At 57.9% G+C, this 17640-nt stretch carries 10 protein-coding genes; 5 read left to right on the top strand and 5 right to left on the bottom strand.

What is annotated here, in order from left to right; translation table 11 throughout:
• Positions 1 to 8: 8 nt before the first annotated feature.
• From RYB09_RS23910 to RYB09_RS23900, 3 genes are all read left to right on the top strand, one after another.
• The gene (locus tag RYB09_RS23910) at positions 9 to 797 is read left to right on the top strand and encodes an alpha/beta hydrolase (RefSeq protein ID WP_316890539.1); all 789 of its coding nucleotides are present in this window, start codon (positions 9 to 11) and stop codon (positions 795 to 797) included.
• A gap of 138 nt (positions 798 to 935) precedes the next feature.
• On the top strand, positions 936 to 1499 hold the full coding sequence (locus tag RYB09_RS23905; RefSeq protein WP_122258852.1) for a peptidylprolyl isomerase: 564 nt from the start codon (positions 936 to 938) through the stop codon (positions 1497 to 1499).
• Positions 1500 to 1601: 102 nt separating this feature from the next.
• Positions 1602 to 3434 carry an ABC transporter ATP-binding protein gene (locus RYB09_RS23900; RefSeq protein ID WP_005732280.1) on the top strand — a complete coding sequence of 611 codons (1833 nt, stop codon included), beginning with the start codon at positions 1602 to 1604 and terminating at the stop codon, positions 3432 to 3434.
• A gap of 187 nt (positions 3435 to 3621) precedes the next feature.
• Here the strand turns inward: RYB09_RS23900 and RYB09_RS23895 are convergent, their stop codons facing one another.
• From RYB09_RS23895 to hrpA, 4 genes are all read right to left on the bottom strand, one after another.
• Positions 3622 to 4749: a GNAT family N-acetyltransferase gene (locus RYB09_RS23895; RefSeq protein WP_316890537.1), complete on the bottom strand. Its 1128-nt coding sequence runs from the start codon at positions 4747 to 4749 to the stop codon at positions 3622 to 3624.
• Between the two features lie 40 nt (positions 4750 to 4789).
• Positions 4790 to 9682: an NEL-type E3 ubiquitin ligase domain-containing protein gene (locus RYB09_RS23890; RefSeq protein ID WP_316890534.1), complete on the bottom strand. Its 4893-nt coding sequence runs from the start codon at positions 9680 to 9682 to the stop codon at positions 4790 to 4792.
• A 120-nt stretch (positions 9683 to 9802) separates the two neighbouring features.
• Positions 9803 to 10924, bottom strand: coding sequence for a beta-ketoacyl-ACP synthase III (locus RYB09_RS23885; RefSeq protein WP_316890532.1), 1122 nt, complete (start codon positions 10922 to 10924; stop codon positions 9803 to 9805).
• Positions 10925 to 11165: 241 nt separating this feature from the next.
• Complete coding sequence (gene hrpA / locus RYB09_RS23880; RefSeq protein WP_058408530.1) at positions 11166 to 15077, bottom strand: ATP-dependent RNA helicase HrpA; 3912 nt, start codon at positions 15075 to 15077, stop codon at positions 11166 to 11168.
• A 174-nt stretch (positions 15078 to 15251) separates the two neighbouring features.
• Here hrpA and RYB09_RS23875 point away from each other — a divergent pair, with 174 nt between their 5' ends.
• Entirely contained in the window at positions 15252 to 15497 is a 246-nt protein-coding gene (locus RYB09_RS23875; protein ID WP_058400097.1) for a type II toxin-antitoxin system Phd/YefM family antitoxin, read from the top strand.
• Entirely contained in the window at positions 15487 to 15777 is a 291-nt protein-coding gene (locus RYB09_RS23870; RefSeq protein WP_058400096.1) for a type II toxin-antitoxin system RelE family toxin, read from the top strand. Before RYB09_RS23875 ends, RYB09_RS23870 begins: the two co-directional genes overlap by 11 nt.
• A gap of 96 nt (positions 15778 to 15873) precedes the next feature.
• Here RYB09_RS23870 and fadD1 read toward each other — a convergent pair whose 3' ends face one another.
• Positions 15874 to 17565, bottom strand: coding sequence for a long-chain-fatty-acid--CoA ligase FadD1 (gene fadD1 / locus RYB09_RS23865; RefSeq protein ID WP_058408531.1), 1692 nt, complete (start codon positions 17563 to 17565; stop codon positions 15874 to 15876).
• Between the last annotated feature and the right edge of the window lie 75 nt (positions 17566 to 17640).

Raw genomic sequence — 17640 nt, 5'->3', positions numbered from 1 at the left:
GTAGGCACATGGCTTTTTTCGAACACGACGACTGCTCGCTGCACTACGAAGAGTATGGCCGGGGCGAACCCGTCCTGTTGCTGCATGGCCTGGGTTCCAGCTGTCAGGACTGGGAATATCAGATCCCGGCACTGGCCAGGCAATACCGCGTCATCGTCATGGACATGCGTGGCCACGGTCGCTCGGACAAACCCTACGGGCGCTACAGCATTCAGGCCATGAGCAATGACGTGGAGGCGCTGATCGAACACCTTCGTCTGGGTCCGGTACACCTGATCGGCCTGTCGATGGGCGGGATGATCGGCTTTCAGTTGGCAGTCGATCAACCGCACCTGCTCAAGAGCCTGTGCATCGTCAACAGCGCGCCACAGGTCAAGGTCAGAAGCGCAGGCGACCTTTGGCAATTGGCCAGACGCTGGACCCTGTCACGCATCGTCAGCATGCAGACCCTGGGCGAGGCGCTGGGCAAGCTGTTGTTTCCAAAGCCGGAACAGGCCGACCTGCGGCGCAAGATGGCCGAGCGTTGGGGCAAGAACGACAAGCGCGCCTATCTGGCCAGTTTCGATGCCATTGTCGGCTGGGGTGTGGAAAACAAACTGGGGCGCATTACCTGCCCGACGCTGGTCATCGCGGCCGAACACGATTACACACCGGTCTCGCTCAAGGAGGCTTACGTCAAACGCCTGCCCAATGCGCGGCTGGTAGTCATCAACGACTCCCGGCATGCCACTCCACTGGACCAGCCCGAGCAATTCAATCGCACGCTGCTGGAATTCATGGCCAGCATCGGAGTCTGAAAACCTTGTGCAGCCCATAGGTGCGCTGGCTGATGGCATGAAGCCGCGCAAACCCTCTAACACGCTGGGCAAAGAGCGCCAAACGTGGTTACCTTGCCGGTCACAGTCGATATCTCTTACCGAAGGACCTGTTGCCACATGCTGAAAAAAATCGCCCTCACCGCCTGCTCCGTATTGTTCGCTGCCAACCTGATGGCTGCCCCGGATAAAGCCACGCACGTGGTACTCGATACCAGCTTCGGCCAGATTGAAATCGAGCTTGCGGACGCCAAGGCACCGGTCAGCACCCAGAACTTTCTGGGTTACGTCGACAGCGGCTTCTACAGCAACACCATTTTTCACCGTGTGATTCCGGGCTTCATGGTGCAAGGTGGCGGTTTTACCAAGCAGTTGGTTCAGAAGCCGACCAAGGACCCGATCAAGAACGAAGCACAGAATGGTCTGCACAACGTGCGTGGCACCATTGCCATGGCCCGTACTTCGGACGTTAACTCGGCCACCAGTCAATTCTTCATCAACACCAACGACAATGCCATGCTCGACAACGGCACACGTGACTTCGGTTACGCGGTGTTCGGTAAAGTCGTCAAGGGTATGGACGTGGTCGACAACATCGTCAACGCCCGCACCATTACTCAGAAAGGCATGGAAAACGTGCCAATCGACCCGATCCTGATCAAGTCCGCCAAACGCGTCGACTAAGCAGGAAACCTGCACCGCATGAAGCCTTCGGGCTTTGTGCGGTCTGGACGGGAGAGCCTCCACTTATCAAGGAGAACCCACGTCGCGTGGGTGTGATAGCCAATGCTTTATCGTCGTTTTGAAAAACTGATCGATATCTTCAAAGACGCCCCTACCCCTGCCCCGCCCAACACCGTCTTCGCGTTTTACATGTATTACCTGCGTCAGGTATGGCCGACGTTTCTCGCTCTTCTGGTCGTGGGCCTGATCGGTGCGCTGATCGAGGTGTCGCTGTTCAACTACCTGAGCCGCATTATCGACCTGGCGCAAACCACGCCGCCCAAGGATTTTTTCAGCGTGCATGGCCCGGAACTGATCTGGATGGTGGTGGTGGCCCTGCTGCTGCGCCCGATCTTCGTCGGCCTGCACGACCTGCTGGTGCACCAGACCATCAGCCCCGGCATGACCAACCTGATTCGTTGGCAAAATCACAGCTACGTGCTCAAACAGAGCGTCAACTTCTTCCAGAACGATTTCGCCGGGCGTATTGCCCAACGCATCATGCAGACCGGCAACTCTCTGCGCGACTCGGCAGTGCAGTCGGTAGACGCGCTGTGGCATGTACTGATCTACGCGATCAGCGCCATGGTACTGTTCGCCGAGGCCGACTGGCGCCTGATGATCCCGCTGGGCACCTGGATCGTGGCGTTCATACTCTCGCTGATGTACTTCGTCCCGAGGGTCAAGCAACGCTCGGTGGAGTCGTCCGATGCGCGCTCCAGACTCATGGGCCGGATAGTCGACGGCTACACCAACATCACCACATTAAAACTGTTCGCGCACACCAATCATGAGCAGCAATATGCGCGTGAAGCGATGCGTGACCAGACCGAGAAAAGCCAGTTGGCTGGCCGTGTCGTCACGTCGATGGACACCACCATCACCACCATGAACGGCGTGCTGATTGTCACCACCACCGGGCTCGCCCTGTGGTTGTGGACCCAGTCGATGATCTCGGTGGGTGCCATCGCGCTGGCCACAGGCCTGGTGATTCGTATCGTCAATATGTCCGGCTGGATCATGTGGGTGGTCAATGGCATTTTCGAGAACATCGGCACCGTGCAGGACGGCCTGGAGAGCATCTCGCAGCCTGTCACGGTGAATGACCAGCCCGGCGCCCTGCCGCTGAAGATCGAAAACGGCGGCGTCCGGTTCGATGGCGTTGATTTCCATTACGGCAATGGCAACGGGATCATTCATAACCTCAACCTGGACATCAAACCGGGCGAGAAAATAGGTTTGATCGGGCCTTCAGGCGCAGGCAAATCGACGCTGGTGAACCTGCTGCTGCGCATGTATGACGTTCAAGGCGGCAGGATCCTGATCGATGGTCAGGATATTTCTGAAATCACCCAGGAAAGCCTGCGTGCGCAGATCGGCATGATCACCCAGGACACGTCGCTGCTGCACCGTTCCATTCGCGAAAACCTGCTGTATGGCAATCCTGACGCCACTGACGAACAGCTCTGGGAATCGATCCGCAAGGCCCGTGCCGAAGAGTTCATCCCGCAGTTGTCGGATTCCGAAGGCCGCACCGGTTTTGATGCCCATGTGGGAGAGCGCGGCGTCAAGCTGTCCGGCGGTCAGCGCCAGCGAATCGCGATCACCCGTGTACTGCTCAAGGACGCACCGATCCTGATCATGGATGAAGCCACCTCGGCACTTGATTCGGAAGTTGAAGCAGCGATTCAGGAAAGCCTGGAAACCTTGATGCAAGGCAAGACCGTCATCGCCATCGCGCACCGCTTGTCGACCATCGCCCGTATGGATCGTCTGGTGGTACTGGAAAAAGGCCAGATCGCCGAAACCGGCACCCACGCCGAACTGCTGGCCCGCGGCGGGCTGTATGCGCGGTTGTGGCAACATCAGACGGGTGGGTTTGTGGGCGTGGATTGAGTATGGGGGGGTTGCTGGCCTCTTCGCGAGCAAGCTCGCTCCCACAGGATCTTCAGAGGCCAGTGATCTATCCGCTGCCATGTATACCCATGACTATCGTGCCAATGCTCCGCGTTGGCATGCATTTCGTGACGCTCCGCGTCACAAGTCTCGCGCCGATGCTCCACGTGCGAAGGCCTATCCTCCGCTACTCCACCTGCCGATACGGCAACGCACTCCTCGCCTCGTCGGCATACGCCAGTACGCCGACGCGTTCCTGCTCGAGAAACTCGCTGACCGCGTCTTTCAACCCTGGGTGCATCAGGTAATGCCATGACCGGGTGATCTGCGGTTCGAAGCCACGAATCAATTTATGCTCACCTTGAGCGCCGGCATCGAATCGTTGCAGACCATGGGCGATGGCGTAGTCCATGCCCTGATAGAAACAGGTCTCGAAGTGCAGTCGGTCAAACTCGGCCAGGCAACCCCAGTAGCGCCCGTAGAAACTATCGTCACCGATCAGGCTGAAAGCCATCGCCACAGGCCGTGAGCCCTGCAAGGCGATGACCACGCGGATCGATTCGGACATGCGCTCGGCCAGCAGGCTGAAGAATTCGCGTGTCAGGTATGGCGCCTGCCCGCGAATTTCGTAGGTATTGGAATAGCAGGCATAGACGAAGTCCCACAGCACTTCGCTCATCTGCGCGCCTTCTAGCCATTCAAACTCGATGCCCTGCCCGGCTACCTGTTCACGCTCCTTGCGCATCTGCTTGCGCTTGCGCGAACTCAATGCGTCCAGAAAGTCCTGAAAGTCGCGGTAGCCCCGGTTACGCCAATGAAACTGACAACCAAAGCGCTGCAGCCAGCCCGGTTGCGACTCAAGCAAGGCATCGGCAGCCGGGTCGGTGAAGTTCACATGGGCGCTCGACAGCCCCTCACTCTGCAGATAGGCCGGCAGCTCGCTGAGTAGCTCCATGCCGCCTTGAGGCGTTGCACTCAGAATGCGTGAGCCGCCGACCGGGCTGAACGGCACCGCTACCAACAGTTTGGGGTAATAGGCGATTCCAGCGCGGCGGCAAGCATCTGCCCAGGCGTGATCGAACACGTATTCGCCGTACGAGTGCCACTTCCGGTAGGCCGGCAATGCCGCAACCAGTTGATCGTTTTCGTAGTGCAGCACATGTTCGGCACGCCAACCGGAGCGTGGCCCGAGGCTGCCGCTGTCTTCCAGCGCGCTGAGAAAGGCATGCCGCAGGAACGGCTGATTGCCCGGCACCAGTGCGTCCCATTGAGCAGGCGCAACGGTGCTTAGGTTGTCGATAACGTGAACGGGCATGCAGATTCCCCGGATTGTCAGGCGTTATGGAGAGTATCTCTTATTGAGGCCCTGCGTTCACAGCGTCCGAGAGCTGTATGGAAAGTTTGATCGCACACGCCTTGATCGCACGCATGCGTTCCTTGGTGATCTGTTTTACCCGGTCAAGGTATTGTTGATCGGATTGCATGTCCGGCGACAGCTCATCCAGAACGGCGAGACGCTCAGCAAAAGGGCGCTTTACCGGCTCAAACTCGTGGGCGTAGCGGATTTCCAAATAATCCATCCAGAACTCCCTGGCAATCAGTGACTCGAAAAACGCAGGAGTACTTTCACGCGCAATTATCTCGCGGTAGGCGGAATCCAGATCGGCGTCACTCACCCCCGCCAGAGTCCTGAACAGCATGGATCTGGACCGGCTGGCCAATCCAAGCCGTACCTGCAAACCCGTTCGATAGGCCAGTCGTACTTCGGCTTCATCTACCGTTTTATTGCTTGTCATCCTAAGAGCAATATCGCGACGGGCAATTTTTTCCACCTCATCGAGACGGTCGAGACTGCGGGTCATCTTGAACAGCTCCAGTGGCCGTGCGGCTTCCGGCGTGGATGACGTAATCGCGAACACCCCAACGCGAACTTCCATGTCCCCGAATACTAACGCCAGACCATCGCCACAGGTTTGAGGATGGGCGGCAAGATCAAACAATTGCCGACGCAGCTCCCCATTTTCAGCAGCCGCTTCCATCATCGTCCAGACCCGTGTCGTGAGCGCTTTACGATCGTTGAAAAAGTCTGCTGAAGTGGTCAGGTCGCTCAGCACCTGAAAAAAATCCGTAGAACCGGAACAGTCCTGCACGTTATGCCAAAGCTCTGTCCGTGCAGCCAGTTGCTCACCACTCGCACCGCCAAGCCAGGTCTTAAGGGCAGGCGTTTCCTGATGCAACAAGCGGTTATGGCTGATCCCCAAACGTGACTGATACCTTTGCTCACGCAGCACTCTGATCCGTTCATGCGTCTGCACACTCAGCGGATTACCATTCAAATGTATATTCAGACGATTATCGCTGAGGGAGCGATCAATAAGGGCGAGCGCCTGGGTAGTTATGTCCGAGATATGGTTGTCACGAAGGTCGAGAAGCATCAGATCAGAACTGCGCCAGTTCCACTCTGGCACCCTTTCAATACCTGTAGATCGTAAAAAAAGCATGCGCAGTGCGTTGAGCGGACTCAGCCGCGTGCTCCGCCCAAGCGAGCAAAAACTGAGGTCCAGAACTTCCAGTCGGCTCAGATTGCGCAAACCGGCGTTGCACTGGTCGGTCCAGACCAGCGGGTTGTGTCTGAGTGACAACTCTCTGAGTTGAGTCATCCGCCCTATCGACTCTGGCAGGGATTGCAGCGCATTGAAATCCAGGCTCAATGAATGCAGGTTGCTGAAATGCTTAAGTAATACATCAGCCTGTGAATGGGTAAGCCGCATGTTTCGAGCGTTTAAAACCGCCACATGACTGAAGTCAGCCAATACCTGCGGCATGTTTCCTATGCGTAGACCCTCCAGATCAAGCGAATACCCCAAAAACTCACCCTGATAGTTTCTGCAGTGAGCGCTCAGGCGCCTCCAGCAGTTGCGAATTCGCAACGCCGCGATTGCCCTCGGTCTAAGCATTGACGAGGGCTCAGCTTGCAGTACCCAACTGTCCAGGCTGGTTTGCAAAGTGCTCAGTTCCTGAGCGAGGCCTTGCAGCCTTTGTCGAACAAAGTTCGTCAATTGCGAGGCAGAACCTGTGTGCTCTGCACGCAGCGCCTGAAGAAACGTCGTAACCTGCTCTTCGGAAAAATCCGGATACAGGCTTTTTACCGCAAGCTCCGGCGAGTGGCTGGGCGCACCAATGCCGAGCCTGCGGAAGAGGCCACGCAAACGTCCACTCAGGGGATACCCCACACGGCCATCGTGCAGTCGTTGCGGCCATTTGATGCCCGGCTTGATCGGCTGCAACTGCAGGATTTCCGCTATCCGCTCGCGTCTGTCAGAGGCGATACGACACAAAAGACTGCGCAGGTGCTGCTCATCCGCATTCACTGGCAACTCGATGTTGACACGCACCTCATCAGGAAGCGCGTTGAGCAGAGCACTGAAAAAGCTCTGACCGGCCTCACCTATAGACTCACCCAACTGATTGAAGGGCTGAAATACCTCTTCGGTTCGGATCAGAACCCGATGCACGACAGTCGCCTGGTCACTTTCAAGGCTCGCGATCTCATCGCCCTCCAGCGTGTCTTTGAGCAGATCGATTGAAACGTCGCCACGCCAGCCCGGCGTGTACGGCAACATGCCAAGCGCAGCCGCACAGGTGTCCGGATTGCCCGACGAGCGTCGGTAGAAGCCTTCGATGGCCCTGTTTATCCGCAGTTGCTGCTGATACTCACGAGCATGCTCGGCAAGCTCAAGAGGGATGCGTTTTTCCGAGGTCATCCGTGCGGTGTCTGCATCGCTCGCCATCTCGATGAGTTCCAAAGCGATGCTGTCCGGCACACTGCTGAAATCGCGTTGAATCAGCTTGACCAGCGGCTCACTGCTGCGGTTGTGCAGGGCATAAACCTCGTCAAGCAACGGCCCCATGTGAAGTTGCGCACAGTCGGCCAGATAACGTTTGAAACCTTGAACCTGCGAAGTTTTATCTGCACCGCTGGTTCCCGTCAGATGACTGACTTCATCGGGTGTCAGCCCTTCCAGCAATTGGCCGAGCGCCTGCGTGAGGTCTTCTGTCGCGCCCACGACACTGGATGAAAATGTCATATGCGCCCCCACGTTCCAGGCGTCGAGCATGGTTCCGTCTGCGTCTAACACTAACAACCCTCGGCTCTTGTGCCAGCGCGGCGACGACACCAGCAGCTTCATCCATGGCTCGATATGAGTGACAGGCACTGGCGAAGACTCTTCTGCCTTGAGGGCTTCTATGCAGGCTTGCAAGCCCCGCTCGATTTCCATGCGCTGGATGGCATCTCTCAGCAGAGCCGGAAGCGGGTGACTTTCGACATGTATCTGACGCAACAAAGCCTCGTTGCTGCCCGTAATGCTCAAGACCCGCGAGATCTCTTCTTCGGTGAACGCATTACACGTCACATTAAGCCGCCTGAATGCCGTGACTTCATCCCAGCCCATGGGGGTTTCCCACTCGTGACGCCAGGCACCGGCCCCGTTGTGTTCAAGCTTAGGCGAGTAGGCGTGCTGATCCTGCGGGTGCCTGATACGCCAGTTTTTTCCGGTTGCGTCTGCTTCAACGCGGTACAGCTTGCCGCTCATTGGCAGCCACGTCTTGCTGTCGAATTCGTAAAGTCCCAGCGGATTGGCACGCAAACCGTCAGGCAACGTAATCGTATCCGCATAACCGTCAACAGTTGGCTTTCCAAGACGAACCGATCCATCCACCCTCTTCTGCACCAGGCTTTCGATAAACATCGACGGTTCCAGCCGATTGAGCGCGCCAATGGCGCTGCCCACTACCACTGTCTGAGCGACGTTTTCCGCGATGTTGTAAACATGTTGCATGGCCTCTTCCACTTCCCCGTGCGTCCAGTCTTCGTAGGCAACGAACGCTTCGCGGACAAGCTGATAGAGAGCAACCACGGCCATGACTTCACCCAGCACAGGCACAAAGAGCCCGGCCGCATTGAGTATGTCCATGCCACTGTTTTTCAGGTTGTCGAGCAGCGCATCCCTGGCTAGCTGATCAGCCTGCGCAGACGGCACCGCTATGGTCCGTGAATCGCCGTAGGTTTTGGCCAGCAGGTGGTCGTAAAGCAACTCGAACGGGGGCTTCGAAAATGGCTGCGCCTGCAACACCAGGTCGGCATTGACGTCCAGCGTGTGCTCCTGGACCGGGTAGAGCCGCGATTTCAGCTTCGCAAAGAATTCCGGACTTTGGTCAAGCCTGACGAAGCGGCTGAAATAGCGCCTGTAACTGTCACTGTCGAGCGCTGCCACGAGGCTGTCGTTGAAGGCCCTGAGTGACGCGAACTGTTTGAGCGGGTGTGACGGCTCTGAAGGCATATAGACAAGACAAGGCCCACTGTCAGGGTCAGCAATCTCCTGCTGAATCAGCAAAGCCCCGTGCAACAGGCAGCCCGAAAAAGCGTAGGTATCGAGCATATGCAACTGACAATAGCGCAACCCCCTGCCCCCCCATTGCGCATGGACGTCGGGCTTCACTACGCTCAACAGCATCTGGTAAGCGGCTTCGCTGACATCACCCTTCATCATGGCAATGTGCGCAAGCACCTCGACAGCATCGCGCTCACCGTCGATAAAAACAGCAGCAACCGCTTTCGCAGCGTCTGGCGTGGAAGGTTTGAATACACTGTCCAGATGCGTCTGATACTGGCCACCAAGATCCAGTTCATGACAAAAATCAGCGAATTGCTCAAGGTCGATATCAAGACGGTCCTTGTATTCCACCTTGTACCTGCGCTGAGCACTGTCGATCAGCCAGTAACGCAGGCCTCCAGTACGAAGTATTGCCGAGTACGGATCGAAGCGGCTTCGGTTACTGGAGGCGAAGTTCTGCAAGGCGGCCTGCAACAGCGTCTGTTCAAGAGGATTCGGCCTCCAGGAACTGTCGTAACGCCAGGTCATCAGCTGAAAGGCTTCGACATCCAATGGAAGTTCGAAGCGTTCGAAAAACGCTTGCGTCAGCAGAGGCGCTGCGAATGCTTGTGCTGATAAAAGGCGATTGCGAACGGGCCCAAGCGCATGGGTGGAACGCAGGGTTTTCTGATGACTGGCGTGCAGTGCCTGGCGCAAGGTCGCCGGTGCGTTCAAATACCAGTCAGGCAGGTTGCCTCTGATAAATCCGGCATTTGGATGCTCCACGTCGAATGGCGCAGAGTCGAGTTGTCGTGAGGCAGACAGGGAACCAGGCGAGACTGGCGTTTCAGGCGTGGTGTAGGCGTTGAACATGATCGATACCCGTGATGGCTTCGGAAAAAGCCAACACGATAAAGATCCGCCGGGGTGCAGGTGACATAACGGGATATGACAGGCAGCGTCTGATATCCAGACGCTGCCCATAAAGCGCTATCAGCGCTTGCGCAGAATCACGCTGCCAATCGAGTAACCGGCACCGAACGAGCTGAGCACGGCGAGCGCGCCCTTGGCCAAGTCATCCTGATAGGTATGAAACGCAATGACCGAGCCTGCCGAGCTGGTATTGCCATAAGTGTCGAGAATCACCGGCGCTTCCTCGACCGTGGCATCGCGACCCAGCAGTTTCTTGACGATCAACTGGTTCATGCTCAGGTTGGCCTGATGCAGCCAGAAGCGTTTGACGTCAGTGATGTTGATGTCGTTGTCCTGCAAATGCGCAGCGACCAGCTCGGCGACCATCGGGCAGACCTCGCGGAACACCTTGCGGCCTTCCTGCACGAACAGCTTGTCCGGCGCATTCTGGCCCTCGTCCGAGGTACGGTTGAGGAAACCGAAATTGTTGCGGATGTTGTTGGAGAATTTGGTCAGCAAACGGGTGCTGACGATATCGAACTGGTAAGGCGAGGTGGCGAGGTCTGCACGCTCGACCACAACGGCTGTGGCCCCGTCGCCGAAGATGAAATGGCTGTCACGATCACGGAAATTAAGGTGCGCGGTGCAAATTTCCGGGCTGATCACCAGCAAGGCGCGGGCCTGACCCAGCTGCACGCTGTTGCAAGCCGCCTGAATGCCGAAGGTCGCCGAAGAGCAGGCCACATTCATGTCGAAACCATAGCCCGCGATACCCAGCGCTTCCTGAATCTCGATGGAAATCGCCGGATAGGCGCGCTGCAGGTTGGAGCAGGCAACGATTACACCGTCGATGTCGGCAGCGGTTTTGCCTGCACGTTGCAAAGCCTGTTCGGCCGCAGCAACCCCCATCTGGCAGAGGATCGACCATTCATCATTGCCGCGCTCCGGCAGGTTGGGCTTCATGCGCTGCGGGTCGAGAATGCCTTGCTTGTCCATGACAAAGCGGCTTTTGATGCCCGATGCTTTTTCGATGAACGCGGCGCTGGATTCACTGAGTGCTTCCACTTCACCACGTTCGATAGCCGCTGCGTTGTCGCTGTTGAACTGTGCGACATAGGCATTGAAAGACTGCACCAGCTCTTCGTTGAAGATGCTGTTGGCCGGGGTAAACAAGCCTGTGCCGCTGATGACGACGTTGTGCACGGTCGTTCCTCTCTTATTGAGTTGCAGGTAAACACCTGCTCAGGCACGGTTTCCGGAGGCCCACTGTTTTTGGGACCAACGTACCAGTGCGACTGTAAAAGCTGCCCGCAACAGAGAGCAGCATTTCATGACACGGTGAAGACAGGCGCGGAGTGTGCCACAGAGCCCGGTTTTGGCGCTATCGGGCCAATGAATATAGGCCCGATAGCGGCAATTGACTGTACTGAGGGCCGACGCAGGATCAGCCCTCCACCTGACTCCACTGCTTGCTCAACCGTTTGTCCGACACCGGCATTTTGGTGCCTAACTGCTGAGCGAACAGCGACACGCGGTATTCCTCCATCCACCAGCGATACAACGCCAGTTCCGGGTCACGCTTGCCTTCCTGAGCGTGCTTGTCGGCACGTGCCTGGTATTGCGTCCACAGGCCTGCCAGCTCGATGCTCCATACCCGGTCTTTCTGCACCTGACCTGGCAGTTTTTCCAGACGCATCTCGATAGCCTTCAGGTAACGCGGCATTTCCTTAAGCCACACCGCCGGGGTTTCACGCACGAAACCGGGGTACACCAGCTTGCTCAGTTGTGCCTTGATATCGTTGAGGGCAACCGCCTGCGACAGGTCAATCTTGCCTTTGAAGCGCTTTTGCAGACCGTGCCACAGCTTGAGGATTTCCAGTGTCAGCTTCGCCAACCGCTCGGCATGCTCGGTCCAGTCGGCGCGCTTGCGCTCAGCCAGTGACAACAGACCGGCACCGTCGCGCGGCAGCTCGGCCTCGCCTTCCAGTACGCAACTGTCGAGGCTAGCCAGCAGGATGTCCTCGATCAGCGCATCGATGCGGCCCAGCTCGCGGTGCAACAAGGCCAGCTCGGTCTGCCCCGGCAGTTTGTTACGCAGAAACTTCGCCGGTTCAGCCAGCTGTTGCAGCAGCAAACGCTGCAACGCACGGCGATGCTGATATTCAGCTTCGGCCTGCGTGGAGAACCGGCCTTCCTTGACCGCTCCGCCCTCTTCGACCAACGCGGGATAAACCGTCATCGACAACCCGGCGATGTTCTGCTGAGTCTTTTGCGCCACCGCAGCAAAGGCCTTGGCCTGCACCGGCTGCTGGCTTTTCGCGGTTTGAGGTACGGCCAGTGCGGCCTGGCTCGCCTCGGCAAAGCGCGCCGTCAGCTCGGCCAGATCACGCCCCTCACCGAGAAACTTGCCACTGCCATCGACGATTTCCAGGTTCATCTTCAGGTGGCCTTCAAGCTGCTGCGCGGCTTCGGCCCAGCCCTCGTCGCTGACCCGCACGCCGGTCATGCGCAGAAGCTCACGCCCCAGCGCCTGGGGCAATGAGCCCTCGCCGAAGGTAATACGTTGCAAAGCGGCCTTGATGAAATCCGGGACCGGCACGAAGTTCTTGCGCACCGCCTTGGGCAGGTTGCGCACCAGCGCAATGCTCTTGGACTCGAGCAAGCCAGGCACCAGCCACTCCAGGCGCTCGGCAGGCAGCGACAGCAACAGGGGCGCAGGGACGCGCAAGGTCACGCCGTCACGTGGGTGGTTGGGCTCGAAGTGGTAACTCAGCGACAGACTGAGGTCGCCCAGGTGCAAGGTATCCGGATACTGCGCGGCGGTAACTTCACTGGCCTCGCGGGCCAGCACATCCTCTTCGCGCATGATCAGCAGTTGCGGGTTCTTCTGGCTTTCGGTCTTGTACCAACTGTCGAACGTGGCCGTCTGATGAATCTCGGCCGGGATTCGCGCCTCATAGAAGCTGAACAAGGTGTCTTCGTCAGCCAGAATATCGCGACGTCGAGCTTTGGCCTCCAGCTCATCGAGTTGTTCCAGCAGGCGGGTATTGGCACTCAGGCATTTGGCCCGCGACAGGATGTCACCGCGCACCAGGCCTTCGCGAATGAACAGCTCGCGCGACACCACCGGGTCAATCGGCCCGTAATGCACCGGACGGCGACCAACCACGATCAGGCCGAACAGGGTGATCTGCTCGAACGCTACGACCTGCCCGCGCTTCTTCTCCCAGTGCGGCTCGAAATGATTTTTCTTGATCAGGTGGCCAGCCAGCGGCTCGATCCAGTCCGAATCGATCTTGGCCACCATGCGCGCGTACAGCTTGGTGGTTTCCACCAGCTCGGCGGTCATCAACCACTGCGGGCGCTTCTTGCCCAGCCCGGAAGACGGGTGAATCCAGAAGCGCCGCTGCCGTGCACCAAGGTAGTCACCCTCTTCGGCCTTTTGCCCGATCTGGCTCAGCAGGCCGGAGAGAATGGCCTTGTGAAATTTCGGGTAATCGGCCGGTTCCTTGTTGACCGTCAGTTGCAGATCGCGACAGATCAGGCTCAACTGCCGATGAGAATCACGCCACTCGCGCAGGCGCAGGTAATTCAGAAAATTGCGCCGGCACCAGTTACGCAGCGGGCTGGCCGTCAGGGTCTGGCGCTGCTCTTCAAAACCGCGCCACAGATTGACCAGCCCGGCGAAGTCCGAGTCGGCGTCTTTCCATTGCGCATGGGCCTGATCAGCCGCCTGCTGACGCTCAGGTGGACGCTCACGCACATCCTGCACGGACATGGCACTGGCCACGATCAACACTTCCTGCAGGCTGCCCTGCTTCGCAGCTTCCAGAAGCATGCGGCCCATGCGCGGGTCTACAGGCAGGCGCGCCAGCTGACGGCCCAGCGGGGTCAGCTGATTTTCGCGATTGACTGCCGACAGCTCCTGCAACAGGTTGAAGCCGTCGCTGATCGCCTTGCCATCCGGCGGCTCGATGAACGGGAAATCGGTGATCTCGCCCAGACGCAGGTGCAGCATCTGCAGGATAACCGCTGCCAGGTTGGTGCGCAGTATCTCGGGGTCGGTGAATTCAGGTCGACCGTTGAAATCTTCTTCGCTGTACAGACGCACGCATAAACCGGGCTCGACACGCCCGCACCGGCCTTTGCGCTGGTTGGCGCTGGCCTGCGACACGGCTTCGATCGGCAGGCGCTGGACCTTCGCGCGATAGCTATAGCGGCTGATACGTGCAGTACCGGTATCGATCACGTAGCGGATGCCCGGCACGGTCAGCGAGGTTTCCGCAACGTTGGTGGCCAGCACCACACGACGACCTGGATGGGACTGAAAGATACGCTGCTGTTCGGCAGGCGAAAGGCGTGCGTACAGCGGCAGAATTTCGGTGTGCCTGAGCTGCGCCTTGCGCAGTACCTCGGCGGCATCGCGAATCTCGCGTTCGCCGGGCAGAAACACCAGCACGTCACCCGGGCTCTTGCGCTCGCTACGCTCAAAGGCCGCCAGCTCATCCAGCGTGGCCAGAATGGCCTGATCGACTGTCAGGTCTTCTTCGACGCTGTTGCCTTCCTCGTCCTGCTCGCTGGTCAGCGGGCGGTACCAGAGGTCGACAGGGAAGGTACGACCGGACACTTCGATCACCGGCGCATCGTTGAAGTGCTCGGAAAAGCGCTGCAGGTCGATGGTCGCGGAGGTGATGATGACCTTCAGGTCCGGGCGACGTGGCAGCAGGGTTTTCAGGTAACCGAGCAGGAAGTCGATGTTCAGACTGCGTTCATGAGCTTCGTCGACGATGATCGTGTCGTAGCGTTCAAGGAAGCGGTCATGCTGGGTTTCGGCCAGCAGAATACCGTCGGTCATGAGTTTGATCAGTGTGTTGCTGTCGCTCTGATCTTCAAAGCGCACCTGATAACCGACCAGAGCGCCCAGCGGCGTGCCCAGCTCATCGGCCACCCGGCTGGCCACGCTGCGTGCGGCAATCCGGCGCGGCTGGGTATGGCCGATCAGACCGTGCTGACCACGACCGATTTCCAGGCAGATTTTCGGCAATTGGGTGGTCTTGCCGGAGCCGGTCTCACCGGCAATGATCAGCACCTGGTGCTTGAGCAAGGCCTCCTTGATCTCGTCGCGCTTGGCGGCGATGGGCAGGTTGTCGTCATAACGGATCGTCGGCACGCTCTCACGCCGCGCCGTCACCTGCGCACAGGAGGCCTGAACCCGCGCTACCCACTGCGCCAGCTTCGCCTCGTCAGGCTTTTTGCGCAGGTCATGCAACTGACGGCGCAGGCGATGACGTTCGCTGATCATCGCCTGGTCGAGGTTTTTCAGAAGTTGGTCGATAGAGGGCGATTCGTCGGTCATCAGGCGTGCAGGGTCTTTTTTCAAATGGCAGGTGCGGATTGTCGCAGATTGTGGCGGGTCGTGACGAATGGCCTGAGTGTCAGGCTATCCATTGCGGTCATGACGCATCAATTCTGCTCTTGCGCTGACAACCACAAAAAGACCAAAATAATACCCTAAATGGAGTACTAAATTATGCAAAGCATACTTGCGGACGTAGCGGTCAGCGTTTCTGAACTCAAGAAAAATCCTTCGGCCGTCCTGAGTGGCGCTCATGGTTTGCCCGTAGCGGTGCTCAATCACAATAAAGTCATGGGGTACATGGTGCCTGCCGAGGTATTTGAAGCAATGATGGAGAGGCTTGATGACCTTGATCTGGCCGACCTGATCAAGTCTCGCCAACATGAAAAGCCGGTATCGGTAGATATCGATGACCTTTAAGCTCGAGTTCCTGCCTTCAGCATTGAAAGAGTGGAAAAAACTGGGTCATACCGTTCGTGCTCAGCTCAAGAAAAAGCTGCTGGAACGACTCGGACTACCCAGAATTGCAGGAGATGCGCTTCATGGCATGCCAGACCACTACAAAATCAAGCTGCGCAGCGCGGGATACAGACTCGTCTATCGAGTTGAAGAGGATCGGGTAGTAGTGACCGTAGTCGCAGTAGGCAAGCGCGAGCGCGGGGATATCTACGACGCGGCCAAGGACAGGCTGTCTCCTTGAGTCGCTCCTTGCATTACAAGCTGCATGCCAATGCGGGGCATTGGCATGAGAGTCAGCAAGACTTACGGTAACGATAGGCGCGCGCTAAATAAAACCCTACTTCTTCACGCCCAGCTTCTTCAATTCCTCATCACGCAGCTCGCGACGCAGGATCTTGCCGACGTTGGTGGTGGGCAGGACCTCCCGGAATTCCACGCTGCGCGGCACCTTGTAGCCGGTCAGGTTGGCGCGCATGTGCTCCATGACCTGTTCCTTGGTGAGGGTAACGCCCGGCTTGGCCACGACGAAAACCTTGATGGTCTCGCCCGATTTCTCGTCCGGTACGCCGATGGCCGCGCATTGAAGCACGCCGGGAAGTGTCGCCAGCACGTCTTCCAGTTCGTTGGGGTATACGTTGAAACCGGAGATCAGAATCATGTCTTTCTTGCGATCGACAATCCGGATGTAGCCATCGGGCTGGATGATCGCGATGTCACCGGTCTTGAGCCAGCCATCACTGTCGAGCATTTCATCGGTAGCTTCCTGGCGCTGCCAGTAGCCTTTCATGACCTGAGGGCCCTTGATGCACAGCTCGCCGGTTTCACCGAACGCCAGCTCGTTGCCAGCATCGTCGATAACCTTGCACAGCGTCGACGGCACAGGAATACCGATGGTGCCCATCTGCACGTCTTTAGCGGGGTTGACCGTAGCCACCGGGCTGGTCTCGGTCATGCCATAGCCTTCGCAGACCTGGCAGCCAGTGACCTGCTTCCAGCGTTCGGCAGCGGACTGCTGCAAGGCCATGCCGCCGGACAGGGTAACTTTCAACGCCGAAAAGTCGAGATTGCGGAAACCCTCGTTATTGCACAAGGCCACAAACAGCGTGTTAAGGCCGACAAAGCCGCTGAACTTCCATTTCGAAAGCTCCTTGACCATCGCCGGCAGATCACGCGGGTTGCTGATGAGGATGTTGTGATTGCCGAGCAGCATCATCGCCATGCAATGAAAGGTGAAGGCGTAGATGTGATACAGCGGCAGCGGCGTGATTATGATTTCACACCCTTCGCCAAGGTTTGAAGCCATCAGCGCCCGACACTGCAGCATGTTGGCGATCAGGTTGCGATGAGTCAGCATTGCGCCCTTGGCCACGCCGGTGGTGCCGCCGGTGTATTGCAGCACAGCAACATCGACGCTGCCGGGCGACACGTCGGTCACTGGCTGGCCACGCCCCTTGCCGAGCACATCGTTGAATTTGACGGCTTTGGGCAAGTGATAGGCCGGGACCATTTTCTTCACGTATTTGATGACGCTGTTGATCAGCAACCGCTTGAGCGGCGACAGCATGTCGGCCACTTCAGTAACGATGACATGCTTGATCTGCGTTTTGGGCACGACCTTTTCGGCCAGGTGCGCCATGTTTGCCAGACACACCAGCGCCTTGGCGCCGGAGTCGTTGAACTGGTGTTCCATTTCCCGCGCGGTGTACAGCGGGTTGGTGTTGACCACGATCAGCCCGGCGCGAATGGCACCAAAGACGGCAATCGGGTACTGCAACAGGTTGGGTAACTGCACGGCGATGCGATCACCCGGCTGCAGGTCGGTATGTTGCTGGATCCAGGCAGCGAACGCGCCGGACAGCTCATACAGTTCGCCGTAGGTGATGGTCTTGCCCAGATTGCTGAACGCCGGTTTGTCGGCGAAGCGTTGGCAGGACAGCTTCAGGACAGCCTGGACATTGGGATATTCGTCAGGGTTGATATCGGCGGGGATACCAGACGGATATTTGTCCTTCCAGAAGTTTTCAATCATTCAGTCGGCTCCGTAGCGATAGCGAATTCTTCACATCGCCTGAAGCGATGATTTTCTTGTGCTTGGAATTATGCA

The organism is Pseudomonas syringae group sp. J254-4, from assembly GCF_032586855.1.
Lineage (GTDB): Bacteria > Pseudomonadota > Gammaproteobacteria > Pseudomonadales > Pseudomonadaceae > Aquipseudomonas > Aquipseudomonas amygdali.
This window is presented reverse-complemented; position numbering and strand designations above follow the sequence as displayed.